Below are 17,912 nucleotides of genomic sequence, written 5' to 3'. Positions count from 1 at the left end.
TTATCGGCAGGCGTTAGAACTGGAAGCGTGCCGAAAGTTGCATGTTGCGCGGCGGCCGCACCGAAGTGACGGCGCCGAAGCCAGTTAACGGCGCGCGGTTGATCGAGCCGTTGGCGTTCACGATGACCTTGCTGTCAGCCAGGTTGGTCGGTGTCGAGTTGGTCAAGCTGGTCACGTTGAGCGTCGTGTTGTAGCCATCGAATTGCGTGTGGTTCAACGCGTTGAAGGCATCCAGACGAATCTCGAACTTAACCTGCTCCTTGATCTTGAACTCCTTCGACAGTGACATATCCCAGGCATTGATCGGAGACCGATACAGGAAGTTGCGGCCCGATTCGAGGCCCGTGCTGTTCAACCCCGGCGTAGTGAACGCCGCTACATTGAACTGGTGATACGGATCGCTGCTGGAGCCACTGCCTGGGTTGCCGACAATGGCGATGCGGCCACCTTCGATTTGCTGCGTGCCGGTCACACCGTAGCCCGACAGACCGGGAATGCTGAACCCGATGTTGAAGGGTGCGCCTGTCTGGTAGCGATAGATACCGGAGACCTGCCAGTCGTTCGCCAGGTAACCGAGCGCTCTATTGCTCGTTGCCTTGGGCAGTTCATACACCCAGTTGACGTTGAAGTTGTGCCGCCGGTCGAAATCCTGCGGCGCGTAATTGGCGCGGCGTTGATTGTTGTCAATGCGCGGCGCGCCAAAGCCGTTGATGCCCGGCAGGTCAGCGGCCTGCGTGCCCAGCGCCTTGCTCCAGGTGTAGGTGACGCCCAAGAGCAGCCCCTTCGAGAAGCGGCGATTGATCGAGGATTGCAGCGAGTGGTAATTCGAACTGGAGGCCGATTCGATATACGAGATATTGCCGAAGCCCTGATATGGACGCAGGAAATCAACCGGCAACGCATTCGCGCCGGTCGCGTTGGCGGCCAGCGTCGGGTCTTGATTCGCCGCCAAGTACGCCGCACCGTAATTCGGCGCGTTGATGTTGCGCCGTTGCAGCAGGTGCGAGGCGGTGGTGCCGACGTAGGAAACATCCAGCACGGAATCAAGCGGCAGTTTGTACTGCACGCCGATGTTGAAGGCATAAGTCGTCGGCGACAGTCCCTCGTGGTCGTAGGCTGTCAAGGCCGGCGGCGCCAGCAGCACCTGACCGGTATTGACGGACTGGATCTGTCCGAAGAAGAAGGTCGGTGAGAGCGTCGTCGGCGGGTTGCCCACCAGGTCAAAGACCACATTACCTTGCGGACGGTCATAGAACATGCCGCCGCCGCCGCGCACCACCATCTTGTGGTTCTCCAATACGTCGTAGGCAAAGCCGAAGCGCGGCGCGAAGTGCACGCCGCGATTCTTGAAGACGCCCTTTTCGATCCCGGCGCCGGCCTGCACGACACCGTTGGTTAATTTGCCGGTGTTGGGCACGAGACGGCCAATGTAAGCGCCATCAATCGTATTTCCAGTAGCGCCACCCGTTGGCACAAAGCCGTTGACAGCCACGCGCGGGTCAGCCGCACGTCGGTTGGCACCGCTGCAAGGAGTCGGATTCGCACTACCAACAGCAACACCCACACAAACCGGACGATAAAGCAGCGGCGCATCCGCCGGATTGAAGCGGCTGGGCAGGAAGTTCGCCGTCTGCAAATCTTCGTCGAATTGCGGCTGAATCCAATAGAAACGCATGCCGTAATCCAGCGTCAAGCGGCTATTGACCTTCCAGTTGTCCTGCGCGAACCATTCGATGTTGTTGTAGCGATACTTGCCAATGATATAGGCCGACGCCTGGGTGAATTGGTTGTAGATGCCGAGCGCCGCATTGGCAAAGCCGAATTGTGCATCGAGCGGATTCGAGGCGTTGTCAACGAAATTGTACTGTCCGTTGTTGTTGGCAAAACTGCTTTGCGGTTTGAAGCTGTTTTGCCAGAAGGCTCCCGTCTTGATGGTGTGCTGTCCCAAAATCTTGGAGAGACTGACCGACCAGTCGCGGGTCGTGTTGAAGTTATAGAACGGCGCATTGTTCGAGCCGATGTTTGGGCCATTGGCGATACGCCCGCCATTGAAGATGAACTGGGGCGGCGAATCAATCTGCACCGCATTGGGATAGATCACCGGCAGGCCGGTCAGTCCCAGGCCGGCCCGATTGAACTTCGTATTGGCCGGATTGATGTCAATCGAGTTGTGGCTGCCGCCGATGGTCGCTTCCAGCAGCGTCGTCGCGTTGAGCGACCCGTTCACGGTCACGGCGTAGGTGTTGCGCGGGTTCGGGAAAATGACATTGTAGTCGGGCAGGTTGGTGCTCAGCACGAACGAACCGTAGGGCAGCGTTTGCGTGTTCGCCACTTTGACGTAGCGCCCGTAAACGCGCCAGGCACTGGTCAGGTTGTAATCAATACGCACCAGGTCCTGCCGCTGCGGCTGGCTGGCCGGTAGCTCGGTCTGGTAATTGAAACCCGTCCCCTGGGCGACATTGGGCAACGGATAAATCTTCAGGATGTTGATACCCAAACCGTACAGGCGATTCGCTGGAATCTTGCCCAGCACGCCGCCGTCCCGGAAACAGGCGCCTTGGTAGTTGATGCCTGCCACGGGAGCGGCCGGCGTCGCCTGACAGAGATTGGTGGCATTGGCGAGCGTGTAGTCACGAATGTACGGGTACGGATTGCCCGAGTTGTCGCGGCTTTGAGAGAAATCTCCGGTACGTTCCAACGCCGTCGGCACCGTCACACGGTTGGGCGCGGCAGGCGGGACAAGCCGTTTCTGATGCTCTTCGCTGAAGAAGAAGAAGAGTTTCTGCTTGTCTTTGTTGAAGACTTTCGGGATGTAGACCGGCCCGCCGATGGTGTAGCCGATGTCGCGCTGATCGAGGCGCGGTTTGTTGAGGATGGTCGTGCCGTCCGCTGCAAACGACTTGTCGCGGTTGTTGATCCAGGTATTGGCATTCATCCCGTCGTGGCGGCGGAAGGTATAAAACGAACCGTGGAAGTCGCGCGTCCCGCCGCGCGTCACGGCGCTGATCTGCGCGCCCGCCGAACGTCCGTATTCGGCCTGATAGTTCGAGGTCAGCACTTTGAATTCTGAAACGGAGTCGAGGTTCAGGCTCAGCAAGGTGCCGTTATTGCCGGTGTCCACAATCGAAACGCCGTCCAGTGTCAGGTTGTTGTTGTTGGCGCGCAACCCGTTGGCAAAGATGTTGGTGATGGCATCGCTCGAACCGTTGTTGGTGTTGAAGATGATGCCGGGAACCAGCGAAGCCAGCGGCGTGAAGCCACGCCCGTTGACCGCAATGCTGCGCAAGGCCTCGCCCTGAATGGCGAGTGAGCGTTCGGCGCTCTCTGACTGGACGAGCGTCGCCTCGGCGGTGACCGTGACGGTCTCGTTGGCCTGGCCGACTTCGACTTTCAACTCGCCGAGCGTGAGTTTGTCATTCGCCACCAGCAAAATGCCGGTGCGTTCGGTTTTCTTGAAGCCCTTGGCTTCAATCGTCAACTTATAAGTTGCTGGCGCGAGCGTGGGGAAGACGAAACGCCCTTCCGCATCGGTCGTCGCCGTTTGCGAGAAGGCGCGGAGTTCATCTGTCACCGTGACCGTCGCATTGGCTAAAGCTGCCCCGTTAGGGTCAGCCACGTTCCCCGCAAGCGAGCCGCTGGTCGTTTGCGCAAACCCTGCCCCTGCGCTTAGCAGGAGTAGCAGGCACAACATTGAGAGCATTCGTAAACGCATTGTTTAACCTCCAAGAGAATTTAGACATGACAGTTGGTCGAACCAGAATTTGCTGTCTCTGCCAGGGCATTGCCGCAGCCGAAACAGTGCGCACGCCCTCGTAAGAGTCGGTTTGACCTACTGCCGACAACTACACAGTTCACAGGGCTTGGACAGACACACGAAGTGCCATGCCAACCGGCGAGCTTGATTACCTCACCTGAAATGTTCGATGTAAGAGAGTTCCCAGCTAAACAGAAAGGGATGATCAGGCGTTACGAATGACTGCCTGTGTTTTGTTGTTACAAAAGCGCGCGTACTCTGGGCTAGACTGCAAGAAGTGTCAAGCACTGTTACGCTCAAACCGATTCAAGCGGTTTTAGGCCGCTGACCGATAGCCATTGCTTAGACCCGCATCCAGATCGCCAATCGCTTCCTCGGTGAAACCTGCCAAACTGCGCCAAAGATTGTTGCTGATAGAACTCTCGTGGCCGCCATTTGGTTATCAGTCTGGTTTCTAAATTTGAGGGATACGTGCCTGAACTAGCGGCCAAAGTATGCAAGCATACCCAACGCCTGTCAAGGTTTTGATATAACAAATAATGCGTGACAAAATTCGCTCAGCGCCAAAGCATATCTGCAAATAAGCGCGCTAGCCTGAAAATACAGGGCGATTCCTTGGTCGAAGCTTGAGCCGGATGGTAGCGCAACTGATATATCAACGAGGAAAGCTGAGGAACTGCCTCTAATGGTTAAACAGAGTCGGTTCTCTCCTCACAGCAGCGCGGAACCAGGGCTCAACGCACCGCAAAGTTGTAGCGGCCCGCTTGCACCTCAAACACCGCCGCGCCGCCTTCCAGTCGCACAAATTGCACACCCGTTGTTTGACTTGCCGGAGCGTCGCCTTCCAGCACGCTCTCGGCATTCTTCGCAGGCACATACACCGTCGCCGCAGTGTTCGCCGGAATTGTCACGTCCAATTTGAAGCCGCCGCCTTCCACGCGCCAACTCGATTCGATCTTGCCGCGTATGGAATTGTAAGAACCTTTCGCCCACGTCAGCCCGCCGCCGGGATAAGGGTGAATGACGAAATGCTCATACGCCGGTTTCGCATCGTCATTGTTGATGCCCAAGATCACGCGGTGCATCCATTCGCCGACCGCGCCGATGGCGTAATGGTTGAACGAATTCATGCCCTTGTCCTGAAAGCCGCGCCCTTTGACATAGCCGTCCCAGCGTTCCCAAATTGTCGTCGCGCCGTTCTCAATCGAATAGCCCCAACTCGGAAACGAGGTCTGGTTGATCAACTGGTACGCCGCCTCAGTGTGCCCGGCTTTCGTCAGTTCCAGCATCATCCGATAGGTCGAATGAAAGCCCGTGGACATGTGGCCTTTGTATTTGGCGATGCCGTCGAGCATGTATTTGACCGCCGCCGCGCGTTTGCCCTCAGGCAATAAATCGAAATGCAACGCCAGCGCGTAGCCAGCCTGCGTCTCGCCTTCGATCCTGCCGTCACTTTTGACGTAGGCTTTGTTGAAGGCTGCGCGAATGTCATTGAACAGCGCGCCGTATTTAACCGCTTCATCCGGCTTCTGCAACACATCCGCCATCTTCGCCACCAGATCGGTCGCGTAAGCAAACATCATCGTCGCGAAAACATGCTTGGGTACCTCACCGCCTTTTTGTGGAATGCCCAATTGTGGAGGCGGCTTCATCGTGTCCGAGTTTAACCAGTCGCCGTAATCGTTTCCGCGTTTGGCTTTCCAGAGCAGATCGGGATTGTTCTGGCGCACGAACTCGACCCAGCGTTTCGCTGATTCGTAATTCTCAGCCAACTGCCGCTTGTCGCCGTAAAGCTGCCACAGCCGCCACGGCACGACGACGCCGGCGTCGGCCCAACCCGCCACGCCCATGAAATCGCCGCCCTTCATTGCCGCCAAAGTTTTCTGAAAAGGCTGCGGCGCGAAGTCAGGGAAGCGGCCATCCGGCGTTTGCGCGTCGCGCACATCGCGCAGCCACTTCGTATAGAACGCGCCCATATCCATATTGAAAATGCCCGTGCCCACGAAGATTTGAATATCGCCCATCCAACCCATGCGCTCGTCGCGTTGCGGGCAATCGGTCGGGATGCCGTGCATGTTGTCCCGCTGCGTCCACAGAATGTTCTGCCACAGCTTGTTCAGCAGCGGCGACGAAGTCTCAAAGCTGCTTGTCTCCGGCATATCCGAATTGAATTGTCGCCCAATCAAATCGCCCAGTTGCGGTTTGCTGTTCAAGCCCGTGACTTGCACATAGCGAAAGCCGTGATAGGTGAAATGCGGCTCAAAGGTTTCGACGCCACTGCCACGCAAAATGAACTGATCGGTTTGCAGCGCCGCGCGCAGGTTTTCGGTGTAAACCGTGCCGTCGTGATTGAGCATCTCGGCGTGCACCAGTTTGATCGTCGTGCCCGCCGCGCCCTGCGTTTGTAAACGGCACCAGCCGACCATGTTCTGGCCCAGATCAAAAACATAGACGCCCGGCTTTGGCTCGTTGACGGCAATTGGCTTCAACTCGCGCGTGATGCGGATCGGTTCGTTGGGTTGCGCGTTGAGTTTGGTCGTGACGCTAAACAACGCATCCGCCTTTGACCAAGCCTTGTCATCAAACCCGGCTTTGTCCCAGCCCGGCATTTCGCGCCGCGCATCGTAAAGCTCGCCGTCCAGCAAATCCGCCGCGCGAATCGGCCCTTCGCGCGTCACACGCCAATTGGCGTCGCTGACGATGCGTTCGGTCTGGCCGTTCGTCAATTCAATTTCTAACTGCGCCAGCAAGCGCGGATGAATGCCGTAAGTGCCGCGCGCCTGTTTGACCAGGATTTCCGCCAAGCCAATCTTGCCCGCATACCAGCCATCGCCGAGCAGCGCGCCGATGGCATTCGCGCCGGGTTTGAGCAGCGCCGTTACGTCATAAGCCTGATACTGCGTGCGCGTGTGATAGTCGGTGAATTCCGGCGCGAGAATGTGGTCGTCGACGCGCTGACCGTTCAGCCGCAATTCATAAACGCCGAGCGCAGTGGCATACAGAATCGCGCGTTTCACTTTGAGGTCATCCGGCTTACTTACCGCTACCACCACTGGACGGCGGCCCCGTACCGTTCTTCTATTAGCAACCGGTGCGGCAGTGGCAACCACAACTGGCGTTTCCGGCAATGTGAATTCGCGCCGCAACAGCACCGCCGTCACGTCTTCGACCGAAGCGTCCGCTGCGCCGATCCATTGCGCCGTCCAATCCGCTTGCGCCAGCAAGCCCATCGCCCAACGCGCCGGTTGGCTCCACGCCGCAGCCTTGCCGTCCTGATCCCACACGCGCACCTTCCAAAACACCTGCTGGCGCGCGGTGAGCGGCAAGCCTTTGTATTCAAGCTGAATCGTCTGATTCCCCGCGACCATGCCCGTATCCCAAAGATCGCCTTTGTCCGCCGCCAGTTTCTCGGCGCTGCTTGCGGCCAGGATGTGATAGGCCGTCTGCCTGGCTCCGCGCACATTGCTCTCGACGATCCAACTCAGGCGCGGCGCGCGCGTCTCAAGCGCCAGCGGTTCGGTCAGGTATTCGCAGCGTAAGCCCGAAGCGGTGAGTGTTCCGGTTGGCGGCGCCTCAGCGGGTTTCGCTGCGGGCTGGACGATAGGCTTAGGCGTAGGTTTGGCGGGTTTTTTCTTTTGCGCATGGCCGTCACCGGTCAGTAACGTGCAGGCGCAGGCGCACAGCATCAACAAACAAATTGGTCGTAGCATATTTTCCTTGGAGCGAAAGATGATGAAACAAACGGGAAAGGAGGACAGGACTTACGCAAAGATTTGCCACAGAGGCACGGAGACACAGAGGAAGACCGCAATTTCCGGCAGAACTGTAACAAAGCTCTGTGTCTCTGTGCCTCTGTGGCTATCGCGCGCGCGTTTTGCGTAAGTCCTGGAGGAAATAAACGGAACGCGCCAAAAGCGCAAGTTCGGCGGTTCAACTGGACGGAAACTGCGCTTTCAGCAAATGCCCGACGGCTTCATCCGCGCCTTTCGTAGCATTCTCACCGCCCATATTGGTGCAAACCAGAAAGGCCGTCTCACGCGCGGGCGCGAGCCAGGCGACGGCAAAATTCATCGTATTGCTGCCCGCGTGCGTCAGCGCCTTACCTTTGGCCCACGCGCGTTCAACCACCAGCCAGCCTAGCGCGTATTCGCCCTCGAACGGCGGCGTTTGGAGGCGTTGATAACTTTCCGGCCTGAGCAACTGACCCTGTCCGCGCGCGCCGCGCAGTTGGTCGGCGATGAATAACGCCCAATCGCTGAGCGAGCAATGCACGGTTCCGGCTGGCCCCATCACTTCAGGATTGTCTACGGCAGGGCCATTCTTGGGCATTGGCTTGCCGTTTTGCCCGTGCGGCCAAGGCTGATCCAATTCGCCCTCTTTGCCCAGACCGCCAAAGCCCGCGCTTTTCATCCCCAACGGGCGGAAGATGCGCTCTTGCATCAGCGTTTCCCAGGCCTGCCCCGTGACCTTTTCGGCCACCGCGCCCGCAATCGTGTAGCCCAGATTCGAGTATTCATACTGGCTGCCCGGCTTGGCCTTCAGCGGTTTGTCCAGCAGGTCATTCAAAACTGCCAGCCGCTGTTCGGGATATGTCACCCCGCGTTTGCCGTAAGTGAACCACGCGACATTGGGTGGCAGCCCCGCGCGATGCGAAAGCAGATGCAACAGATTCACGCGCGCCAAATCCGGTGTCATCGTCTTCGCCAGTTCGGGGAAGACCTCACCCAGTGTTGTTTCCCATTTCAACTTGCGCGCCTCGACCAGCATCGCCATCAGTGTCGCCGTCAGCGCCTTCGTATCCGAACCCAGATGCCACTTGTCATTGCCGGTGATCTGCACGGTTGATCCCGCGCGGCGGAAGCCTGTGTAAACGACCTCGCCCACCGCTTTGGTCGTGACCGTCACCCCGGCCAGCGCAGGCAGGTTGAAGCTTTGCCGTGTCGCTTCAAACTTTTCGGTGAGTGTTTGCGCGGGCCTGGCCGCCGCTTGGGCGCGCGTCACGTAGGCAGCAGGCACGGTCGCCAGCAAGCCGCGCAGGAAGATAGATCGTCGCATCGAAATTGCTCCTTGATGGTGAGTTGGTTCAGTCAAGATTCCGTCGTTCAGAGTTCACGCTTCAGCGGCCCGCGTGCGCGGCGTGATGGCGGCGGCGAAGCTTTTGACGCGGCAAAGCTTTTGACGCTGGCTTCAGCATCATTCGCCGGAATCGCAAGTGGAATCTTTTTGACCACGATGCCGTAGCGTTTCGCCCGTAAATCCCCGCCGCCCTGCGCGCCCGAATGTTCCTAATCGGTAATCAACACTTCGTCGCCCGCCTGCAAATCCAGCCCATGCGCAATCTGACTGAGCGCCACCGTCGCGGGTTGCACCAGTGCAAGCTCGCGCCCGTTGGCGTCAGATCGGTTTTCAGAGCAGTGTACGGGATGGCAAGCGCTCCCGGTTCCGTACCAGCGGCAGCGCCGCTTTTGCCGTACACGCAACTGCAAGCCGATCTAATGCGTGAACGGGGTATTATTGTCGAAGCGCCGACGACCGACAAACATTGCGTGCAGGAAGGCTTCACTCGCCTGCTCGACCCATAATCGCCATTCCATTCACCTTTGCCTACCGCGAGAAAAAGCCCGCACGGAATACACCGGCCAGATCAAGCGAGCCTTGCTGCCGTCTTGCGCTGCTGGCGTTCACTTCAACCAAAACCTGAGATTGACCAAAAGTCCGGATTTGCTGTGGTTGAATCTTGATGCTAAAAAAATAGCATCAATTGCTTGACGCCATCTGCGGTTGATGCTAATTTTCTAGCATCACGAAAGCGAGACCAAGCTGAGAGGTTGGAGAGAAACGATGACTGCCAAGGCACACCATCATCTGAGCCGCCGCGAGCGGCAAATCATGGACATTGTTTACCGGCTGGGCCAAGCGACGGCGCAGGAGGTGTTGGATAACCTGCCCGATCCGCCCAGCTACTCGGCGGTGCGCGCTTTGTTGCGGCTGCTGGAAGAGAAGGGCTATTTGCGCCACCAACAGGACGGGCCGCGCTATATGTTCCTGCCGACGCTGGCGCGGGCCAAGGCGCAGAAATCGGCGCTCAAACAAATGTTGCAGACCTTCTTTGACGATTCGACCGAACAGGCCGTGGCGGCGCTGCTCGATCTGTCGCGCAACAAACTTTCACCGGAAGAATTGGAACGCCTCTCAAACATGATCGAAGAGGCCCGAAAGGAAGGCCGTTGATGCTGAACCTATCTCAAACCTTGGCTCAAGCCCTGGCTGACTTGCCGGTGTTGCCGGTCGTCTTTGATCTGGCGTTGAAAAGCACCGTGCTCTTGTTGCTGGCGTGGCTCGTAGTGCGCTTGTTGCACAAGGCGGCGGCGGCGCTACGCCATCTGGTGTGGAGCGTGGCGTTGGGCGGCCTGTTGTTGCTGCCGCTCTTGTCGCTGGCCTTGCCGGGGTGGCGGGTGACGTGGTGGCCTGCGCCATTGGCGGCGCAGGTGGAGGTGAGTGTGACGGAAAGCAATGAGACTGCGGCGGTGCAATCCACGGTGGCGTTCGAGGCAGTAGCGCTCTCGGTCGTGCCGTTGCCGCGCGAAACGGTGGGCGCGCTGCGGCAGCAATTGCTGACGGATGCGCAAGTGAACGCTGCGGCTGTTTTGTCTCCTTGGTGGCGGCGCGTGTTGAGCAGTGATTGGCGGCAAGTGTTGTTGTGGTGCTGGCTGGCGGGACTGTTGGCGGTCTTGGCGCGTGTTGGCCTGGGCACGGCGCGCTTGTGGTGGATGACACGCGCGGCTTGGCAGATCACGGATGGCAGTTGGCTGGCATTGGCGCGCAGGTTGGCGGCCAGTTTGCGCTTGCGCCGCAGCATTACCTTGCTCAAAAGCGGCGGCGTGAGTGTACCGCTGACCTGGGGCGCTTGGCGTTCGGTAGTGATGTTGCCGGCGCAGGCGGACGAGTGGTCGGACGGTTGCCGCAGCATCGTGTTGTTGCACGAACTGGCACACGTCAAACGGCGCGATTGTTTGACGCAGTTGCTGGCCCAGGTGGCCTGTGCGCTGTACTGGTTCAATCCGCTGGTGTGGCTGGCGGCGCGGCGCTTGCGCGCAGAGCGCGAGCTTGCCTGTGACGATCACGTCTTGGGTATGGGAACCAAGGCGTCGGAGTACGCAAATTATTTGGTTGAAATCGCCGGCGCTATGCGTGGGCAAGCTGAAACCTCGCCCGTGGCGGTGGGGATGGCGTGTTCACAATTGGAAAGCCGTGTGCAGGCGATTTTGAATCCGTGTGTGAGGCGGGGCGGATTGACGCGCCGCGTCTGGTTGGTGGCGGTAATTGGTGTGGCTGGGTTATTGCTGCCGCTGGCGGCATTGCAACCGCGCAGCGCCGCGAATGAGAACGAAGCTGCTGTTTCTGCGGCGCAACCAATAGCCAGTGATGAAGAGCGGTTAGGGCCGCCGCCGCCGGGTAATCCATTGCAGCAGCGTCGTGAAGAAGTTTCCTGGCTGAAAGCATCGGCGACAGAGTTGGAGCGGCAACGTGGGTTGAAGCAGGCAGAGCTTGATCAAGTGCTTCAGCAATCGCTCGAACCCGGCTTGCCACGCCGAGCCAGGCAATTGTTACAGCGGCGTTTGGCTGCCTTGCAGCAACAGGTCAAAACGGCCACTGCCTTGCAACAAGACTTTGCCGCAAAGATGGCTGAGCGGCAAAACGAGCTACAGGGGCTTGAGCAGAATCCGCCGGGCCAGCCGGCGCCTGAAATCAGGCAAGCCATCAAGCAAGGAATCAAAGAAGGCCTCAAGCAATCCATTAAAGAAGGCATCGGGCAAGGCATCGGGCAAGGTATCGGGCAAGGTATTGGCGTTGGAATCAGGCAAGGTATTGGCGTTGGAATCGGGCAAGGTATCGGGCAAGGTATTGGCGTTGGAATCGGGCAAGGTATCGGGCAAGGTATTGGCGTTGGAATCGGGCAAGGAATTGGCGGCGGCATCGGGCAAGGTATAGGTCAAGGCATTGGGCGCGGTATTAGCGACGGAATTAAGAACAGTGTGGGCGGCCTGCAAAACCAGGGCCAAGGCACTGGGCAGGGCAGCGGTCAGAGTGGGGAGTTAAATGTTGACCAGATCATCCAAATGAGAATTCATAACGTCACGCCGGAATACATCGAAGCGATGAAGCGTGCCGGGTTCGAGAATTTCAGCGTGCGTCAAGCGATAGAGTTCCGCACGCACGGCATTGACGAAGCTTTTGTGAAAGAAGTGCGCGGTTGGGGTTTTGATAAAGCCACGGCCAAAGACTTGGTGCAATTGCGTGTGGCTGGGGTGACCCCTGAATACATTGCAGCGTTGAAGCAGGCTGGCTTTGAAAACCTCACGCTCAACCGGTTATCTCAAATGCGGCTGCACGGAGTGACGCCGGAATACATTGCGATGTTGCGGCGGAACGGCTACGACAACCTGACGCCAGAGCAACTGACCGCGCTGCGCATCCACGATGTCAGCGAAGCCTACATCAAAGAGGTGCAGGCCCTGAGCGCTGAAAAGCTTTCGGTCAACGACCTGCAACAACTCCGCGTTTCTGGGATGTCGCCCGATTACGCCCGCCGCATCAAGGCGCTCGGTTTTGACAATGTGCCGTTGCGCAAACTGTCGCAGATGAGCTTGCACGGTGTTGACGAAGCCTTTGTGCGCGAGATGCGCGGGTTGGGATTTGAGAATCTGACGATAGACCAGTTGATTCAAATGCGCATCCACGGTGTCACGGCGGATTACGTCAAGAAGCTGCGCGCTGCTGGATTGAAAAACGTTTCGGTCAATCAAATGATCGAGATGCGCATTCACGGCATTGACGACATCTTGCTCAAAGGCAGTCGCTGAAGAGCAGGCGGCGCAAGCAGCCGGGCTTTACTTGCGGCAGTGACGTGCTCATCTGTCCGGCTGTTTGCGCTCACTTGAGAGAAACACTCAACAACAACGAGAGGGGCTGATGATGAAACGATCCTTGCTGATTACTGCTTTGACGCTGGCGCTGGCCGCGCTGGCCTTTGGTTTGACGCGCACTGCGCCGGTCATCACGGCAGCGCAGGAAACACTCACGGGCGATTGGACGGCCAAAGTAAAACAGACTGACAACGGGCCGCGGCTCTGGCTAACGCTCAACCTCAACAAAAACGAGCGCAACGGCGGGTACAACATGAGCAGCGACAACTTCCGCCTGGAAGAGTTCAGCGGTCTCAACCCGAATGCGGGCGGCAACACCCAATTCACACTGGCGCGCGATGCGGGCACGGTCGTTTTCAGCGGCCTATTTAGCGAAGGGCGTGGCGTCGGCGAATTCCGCTTCACGGCGAACAGCGGCTTTATCAGTTCGATGCGCGCTCTGGGCTACGAAACGATTCCCACCGAGAAGCTCTTTACGCTGGCGCTGCACAATGTCGGGTTGCAATTCATCAACGAATTGAAATCGTTTGGCTATGACAAACTGTCGCTCGACAAACTGATCGCGTTCGGCATTCACCGGGTCAACGGCGAGTTCATTCGCGGATTGGCTGCGGCTGGCTATAGCAATCTGCCTGCCGATAAGCTGCTGGCCTTTCGTATTCACAATGTAAGCCCTGAGTTCATTCAAAAGGCGAAGGCGCTGGGCTACGGCGATCTGTCGGCGGACAAGTTGCTGACGATGCGCATTCACAACATCAACGAAGAGTTCATTCGCGGCGTCAAAGAGATGGGCTATGACAACGTGCCCTTCGACAAACTGGTGGCGTTGCGCATTCACGGCGCCGATGCGCAATTCGTCAAAGAGATGAATGAACTTGGTTATAGCCGCATTCCGGTGGATACGCTGATTGCGCTGCGCATTCACGGCGTCAATGAAAAGTTCGTCAAAGAAATGCGCGCTCAGGGTTACAACAATTTGACGCTGGATGATCTGCTCAAGCTGCGCATTCATGGTGTTGATGGGGCGTATCTGCGCAAGCTGAAAGGTCAGCAGGAGCGCTAGAGCAGAATCACCATCAACTTTGCCAACGGCGGCGCGCCTTCAGTCTGAAGGCGCGCCGTTGGTCTTTCTGGGTACGCACCGCTTCCAGCGTACAGACTAGGCAGAAGACGCGAGCATACCGGAGGTTTTTTGCTTCAGCGTCAATCCGTCCTGGTCCAAGCCTGCACGCTGGAAGCGGTGCGTACCCAGGTGGGAACTTCGATTCGACATTTGATTTTAGGCCCGTCAATTTTAATGTTTTGCAGCTTTGCGCGGTTCATTCTTTCTGTTACTTTGCCAGTGCCCACCTCCGAACCTGTGCCCCCATTTGAAGTCCAGAAAGGATGTATCACCCATGTTTGATTCGCGCTTGTTTTCCTCTTTTCAAGCAAGCCCCGCAGGTTCACGTTCATCATTCAAGTTTACCAAACGCATTTTCGCCTTCGCGCTCTGTACGGCTTTGCTCTGGGGGGCTTTGTGCGGGTTGACGCGCGTATTGGGGTTTGACCAGGCGCCCTTGCAACTCAATGGTTTTGTGCAACAGGCGCGGCTGATTGCCAACGATGGCGAAGGCAGCGATCAATTGGGCCGTTCGGTGGCGATCAGCGGCGATACCGTCGTGGCCGGCGCGCCGGGCGACAATATCGGCGCGAACGCCAATCAGGGTTCGGCGTATGTTTTCCGCCGCAGTGGCGCGACTTGGGCGCAAGAGGCGCAATTGCTCGCGCCCGATGGTTTAGGCGGTGACAGCTTTGGTCAGTCCGTCGCGATTGACGGCGATGTCATCGCGGTCGGAGCCGCTTTTGATGACAAACCGGCGGGCAGCAATGCCGGTTCGGTGTATGTGTTCCGGCGCACGGGCACGGTCTGGGCCTTTGAGCAAAAGCTGGTGCCCAACGATCCGCAGGCGAATGATCGGTTCGGCAATGCGGTTTCGCTGGTCGGCGACCTGGTGCTGGTGGGCGCTTCGTTAAAAGACATCGGCGCGAATGCGGATCAGGGCGCGGCTTATGTTTTCAAACGCGCGGCTGGCACCTGGACGCAACAGACGCGGCTGACGGCGACGAATGGTGTGGTGAGCGATGGCGTGGCGCTGGATGAATTCGGCTACGGCGTGGCACTCAACGGCAATACCGCGCTGATCGGCGTGCCCGGACGCGCGAGCGGCAAAGGCGTGGCGTATGTCTTCACGACTGATGGCACGACGTGGATGTTCCAGCAACAATTCACCAACAACACGCTGGCGGCGAATGACCGCTTCGGCAACGCGGTGGCGTTGAATGCCGACACGGCGCTCATCGGCGCGCCCAACGCGCTGGCCGCGCATCAGGGCGCAGGTTTCGTTTTTACGCGCAGCGGCACGACTTGGGCTGAGCAGGCGCAATTGATTGCCAACGATGGCGCGGCGGATGACGGCTTTGCTTCGTCCGTGGCGCTGATCGGCGAGACGGCGTTGCTGGGCGCGCCCTTTGATAATCTGGGGTTCAGCGAAGAGATCAATGATCAAGGCTCGGCGTATGAATTCGTGCGCGCGGGCACGAATTGGTTTCAACAGACCAAGCTCAAAGCCAATGACGGCGCGGCGGACGATCAAACCGGCATCGCCGTCGCGCTCAGCGCGCAATATGCCGTGGTCGGTTCCTGGTTGAAAGACATCAACGCCAGCCTTGATCAAGGCGCGGCCTACGTCTTTCTGGCGTCTTGCCCGAACTTGACGATCACGCCGGCAACGCTGCCTGCCGGTGCGCCCAATGTGGCATACAGCCAAACGCTGACGGCCAGTGGCGGCGTTGCGCCATACAGCTTCGCGTTGGATAGCGGCGCGTTGCCGGTGGGATTGAGCTTGTCGGCGGCGGGCGTCTTGTCCGGCACAACGGCTGAGCAGGGCAATTTCACTTTCGCCGTCAAAGCGACCGACGCGAATGGCTGTTTCAACACGCGCCCCTACACCTTGGCGATTGGCGCGTGCCCGACGATCACGTTTAACCCGCAGATCCTCGCGCCCGCGCCGGTGGGACAGACTTACATCCATTCGATCCTCGCGGATGGCGGCGCCGCGCCGTATAACTTCAGCGTGAGCGCGGGCAGCCTGCCGCCGGGCATCGCGCTGTCTTCAGGCGGCGTACTCAATGGGACTCCCACGACGTTGGGCAGTTTCGGCTTCACGTTGAAGGCGACCGACTCGAATGGTTGCAGCGGCACGCGCAGTTACACGCTGACGATCACCTGCCAATTGATCACGCTCAACCCCGAAGCGTTGCCGCAGGCTTCCGTCGGCCAGTCGTACAGCCAGACGTTTACGGCGAGTGGCGGCAATGCGCCTTACACGTTCAGTCAAAACGGCGGCACATTGCCGACGGGGCTGACGCTGACGCCGGCGGGTGTGTTGAGCGGGACTCCCAGCGCCGTGGGCAACTTCACCTTTGCCGTCAAAGTGACCGATGCGGGTGGTTGCATGGTGACGCACAGTTACGCGGTGGCGGCCTGTGCGCCGATCACGGTGAATCCGGCCACCTTGCCCGCCGGGCGTCCGGGGCAACTTTATCCGGCGCTCACCTTCACCGGCACCGGCGGGATTGATCCTTATACTTTTGTGTTGACCGGCACGTTGCCGACCGGATTGAGTTTCAATGCCGGTGTGTTGAGCGGCACGCCCACGCAACCGGGCGGCTTCCCATTGACGGTGACGGCGACCGATGGCAATGGCTGTGTGGGCAGCCGCAGCTATACGTTGCTGGTCAATTCGCGCGCGGTGCAGGGCGATTACGATGGCGACGGCAAAACCGATCTCACCGTGTGGCGTGGGCCGGTGGGCACCTGGCTGACGATTCGCAGCGGGAACGGCACGTTGTCGAGCATCAACTGGGGCACCAGCAATGCGCCGTTCAACGATGTGCCGGTGCCGGGCGATTACGACGGCGATGGCAAAGTGGATGTCGCCGTTTTCCGTCGTTCGGATGGTGTCTGGTACATCGTCAAAAGCGGCAGCGCGCAAATCCTGACGCAAGCCTGGGGTGTCGGCACAGACATCCCGGTGCCCGGCGATTATGACGGCGATGGCAAGACCGATCTGGCCGTCTGGCGGCCCTCGGATGGCAACTGGTACATCTTGAAAAGCTCTGACGGTCAATTCATCGTGCAATCCTGGGGCAGTCCGAATGCGCCCTTCAACGATGTGGCGGTGCCGGCGGATTACGACGGTGACGGCAAAACCGACATTGCCATCTTCCGGCGGCAAACCGGCGTCTGGTTCGTGCGCAAGAGTTCCGACGGACAAGCGTTGATACAAGCCTGGGGGGTGGGAACCGACGTGCCCGTGCCGGGCGATTATGACGGCGATGGCAAGGCTGATTTCGCCGTCTGGCGTCCTGGCGATGGCAATTGGTACGTGCTCAAGAGCAGCAACGGCCAGTTCCAAGTGACACAATGGGGCAGCGCCGCACTGGGCGATATACCGGTGCCGGGCGATTACGACGGCGATGGCAAGACCGACATCGCTGTCTGGCGGCCCGGCAATGGCACCTGGTATGTCATTCGCAGCACGAATGGCGCGTTCCTGATTCAGGCGCACGGACAAGCCGGTGATACACCCGTCGTGAAATAACCTGAACCGTTCACGTCAGCGATGACAGAGGCCGCGCCCCTGTCAATAAACAGCGGGAGTGCGGATGACCGGATTGGCCCCGACAAAAGGGCCGCCCCGGTCATCCGCACTCCCGTTGTTTTTGATCCTGACAGCCAAAGACAAGAGCGTCACTGAACCACCACCACCGCAAGCTGAATTGGGCACAGGCAAATTCAGTTTGTGATGCAAGCAGCGCCACCCTGCTCAGCGCACACCATACGCCGGCACCGGCACGTCGCCGCTTTGTCCCTGGTTTTGGATCAGGAACGAACCGTCTGTGCTGCGCTTGACGAACCACGTCCCCGAGCGCCGCCACACCGCAAGATCCGCCTTGCCATCGCCGTCATAATCACCCGGCGTCGGCACATCGAAGTAGGGCGCATAATTCGCGCCCCACAGGTCGAGGATGAACCCGCCATCCGATGACTTGCGGATGTACCAGATCGAATCCGCGCCGCGCCAGATCGCCAAGTCCGCTTTGCCGTCGCCGTCATAATCCGCCGGGACAGGCGTGTCGAAATACGGCGCATAGCCTGCCCCCCATTGAATGCTGGTGATGGTGTT

At 58.8% G+C, this 17,912-nt stretch carries 9 protein-coding genes; 5 read left to right on the top strand and 4 right to left on the bottom strand.

Annotated features, from left to right (window positions below; genetic code table 11):
- Positions 1-13: 13 nt before the first annotated feature.
- The 3 genes from HY011_35290 to HY011_35280 form a co-directional block, all read right to left on the bottom strand.
- Positions 14-3,712: a carboxypeptidase regulatory-like domain-containing protein gene (locus HY011_35290; GenBank protein MBI3428220.1), complete on the bottom strand. Its 3,699-nt coding sequence runs from the start codon at positions 3,710-3,712 to the stop codon at positions 14-16.
- Positions 3,713-4,488: 776 nt separating this feature from the next.
- Positions 4,489-7,464 carry a glycoside hydrolase family 78 protein gene (locus tag HY011_35285; GenBank protein MBI3428219.1) on the bottom strand — a complete coding sequence of 992 codons (2,976 nt, stop codon included), beginning with the start codon at positions 7,462-7,464 and terminating at the stop codon, positions 4,489-4,491.
- A 220-nt stretch (positions 7,465-7,684) separates the two neighbouring features.
- Complete coding sequence (locus HY011_35280) at positions 7,685-8,809, bottom strand: beta-lactamase family protein (GenBank protein ID MBI3428218.1); 1,125 nt, start codon at positions 8,807-8,809, stop codon at positions 7,685-7,687.
- Positions 8,810-9,177: 368 nt separating this feature from the next.
- Here HY011_35280 and HY011_35275 point away from each other — a divergent pair, with 368 nt between their 5' ends.
- From HY011_35275 to HY011_35255, 5 genes are all read left to right on the top strand, one after another.
- On the top strand, positions 9,178-9,336 hold the full coding sequence (locus HY011_35275; protein ID MBI3428217.1) for a hypothetical protein: 159 nt from the start codon (positions 9,178-9,180) through the stop codon (positions 9,334-9,336).
- A 259-nt stretch (positions 9,337-9,595) separates the two neighbouring features.
- On the top strand, positions 9,596-9,985 hold the full coding sequence (locus HY011_35270) for a BlaI/MecI/CopY family transcriptional regulator (GenBank protein MBI3428216.1): 390 nt from the start codon (positions 9,596-9,598) through the stop codon (positions 9,983-9,985).
- Complete coding sequence (locus tag HY011_35265) at positions 9,985-12,618, top strand: M56 family metallopeptidase (GenBank protein ID MBI3428215.1); 2,634 nt, start codon at positions 9,985-9,987, stop codon at positions 12,616-12,618. Before HY011_35270 ends, HY011_35265 begins: the two co-directional genes overlap by 1 nt.
- Positions 12,619-12,727: 109 nt before the next feature.
- Positions 12,728-13,744, top strand: coding sequence for a hypothetical protein (locus tag HY011_35260; protein ID MBI3428214.1), 1,017 nt, complete (start codon positions 12,728-12,730; stop codon positions 13,742-13,744).
- A 334-nt stretch (positions 13,745-14,078) separates the two neighbouring features.
- On the top strand, positions 14,079-17,327 hold the full coding sequence (locus HY011_35255) for a VCBS repeat-containing protein (protein ID MBI3428213.1): 3,249 nt from the start codon (positions 14,079-14,081) through the stop codon (positions 17,325-17,327).
- A 225-nt stretch (positions 17,328-17,552) separates the two neighbouring features.
- Here HY011_35255 and HY011_35250 read toward each other — a convergent pair.
- Positions 17,553-17,912, bottom strand: a 360-nt coding sequence (locus tag HY011_35250; protein MBI3428212.1) for a VCBS repeat-containing protein, incomplete at its 5' end; no start/stop codon positions are given.

This window comes from Acidobacteriota bacterium (assembly GCA_016196035.1).
In the GTDB taxonomy this organism is placed as follows: Bacteria; Acidobacteriota; Blastocatellia; order RBC074; family RBC074; genus JACPYM01.
Note: the sequence above shows the minus strand (reverse complement) of the source record. Positions and strands in the feature narration are given on the sequence as shown.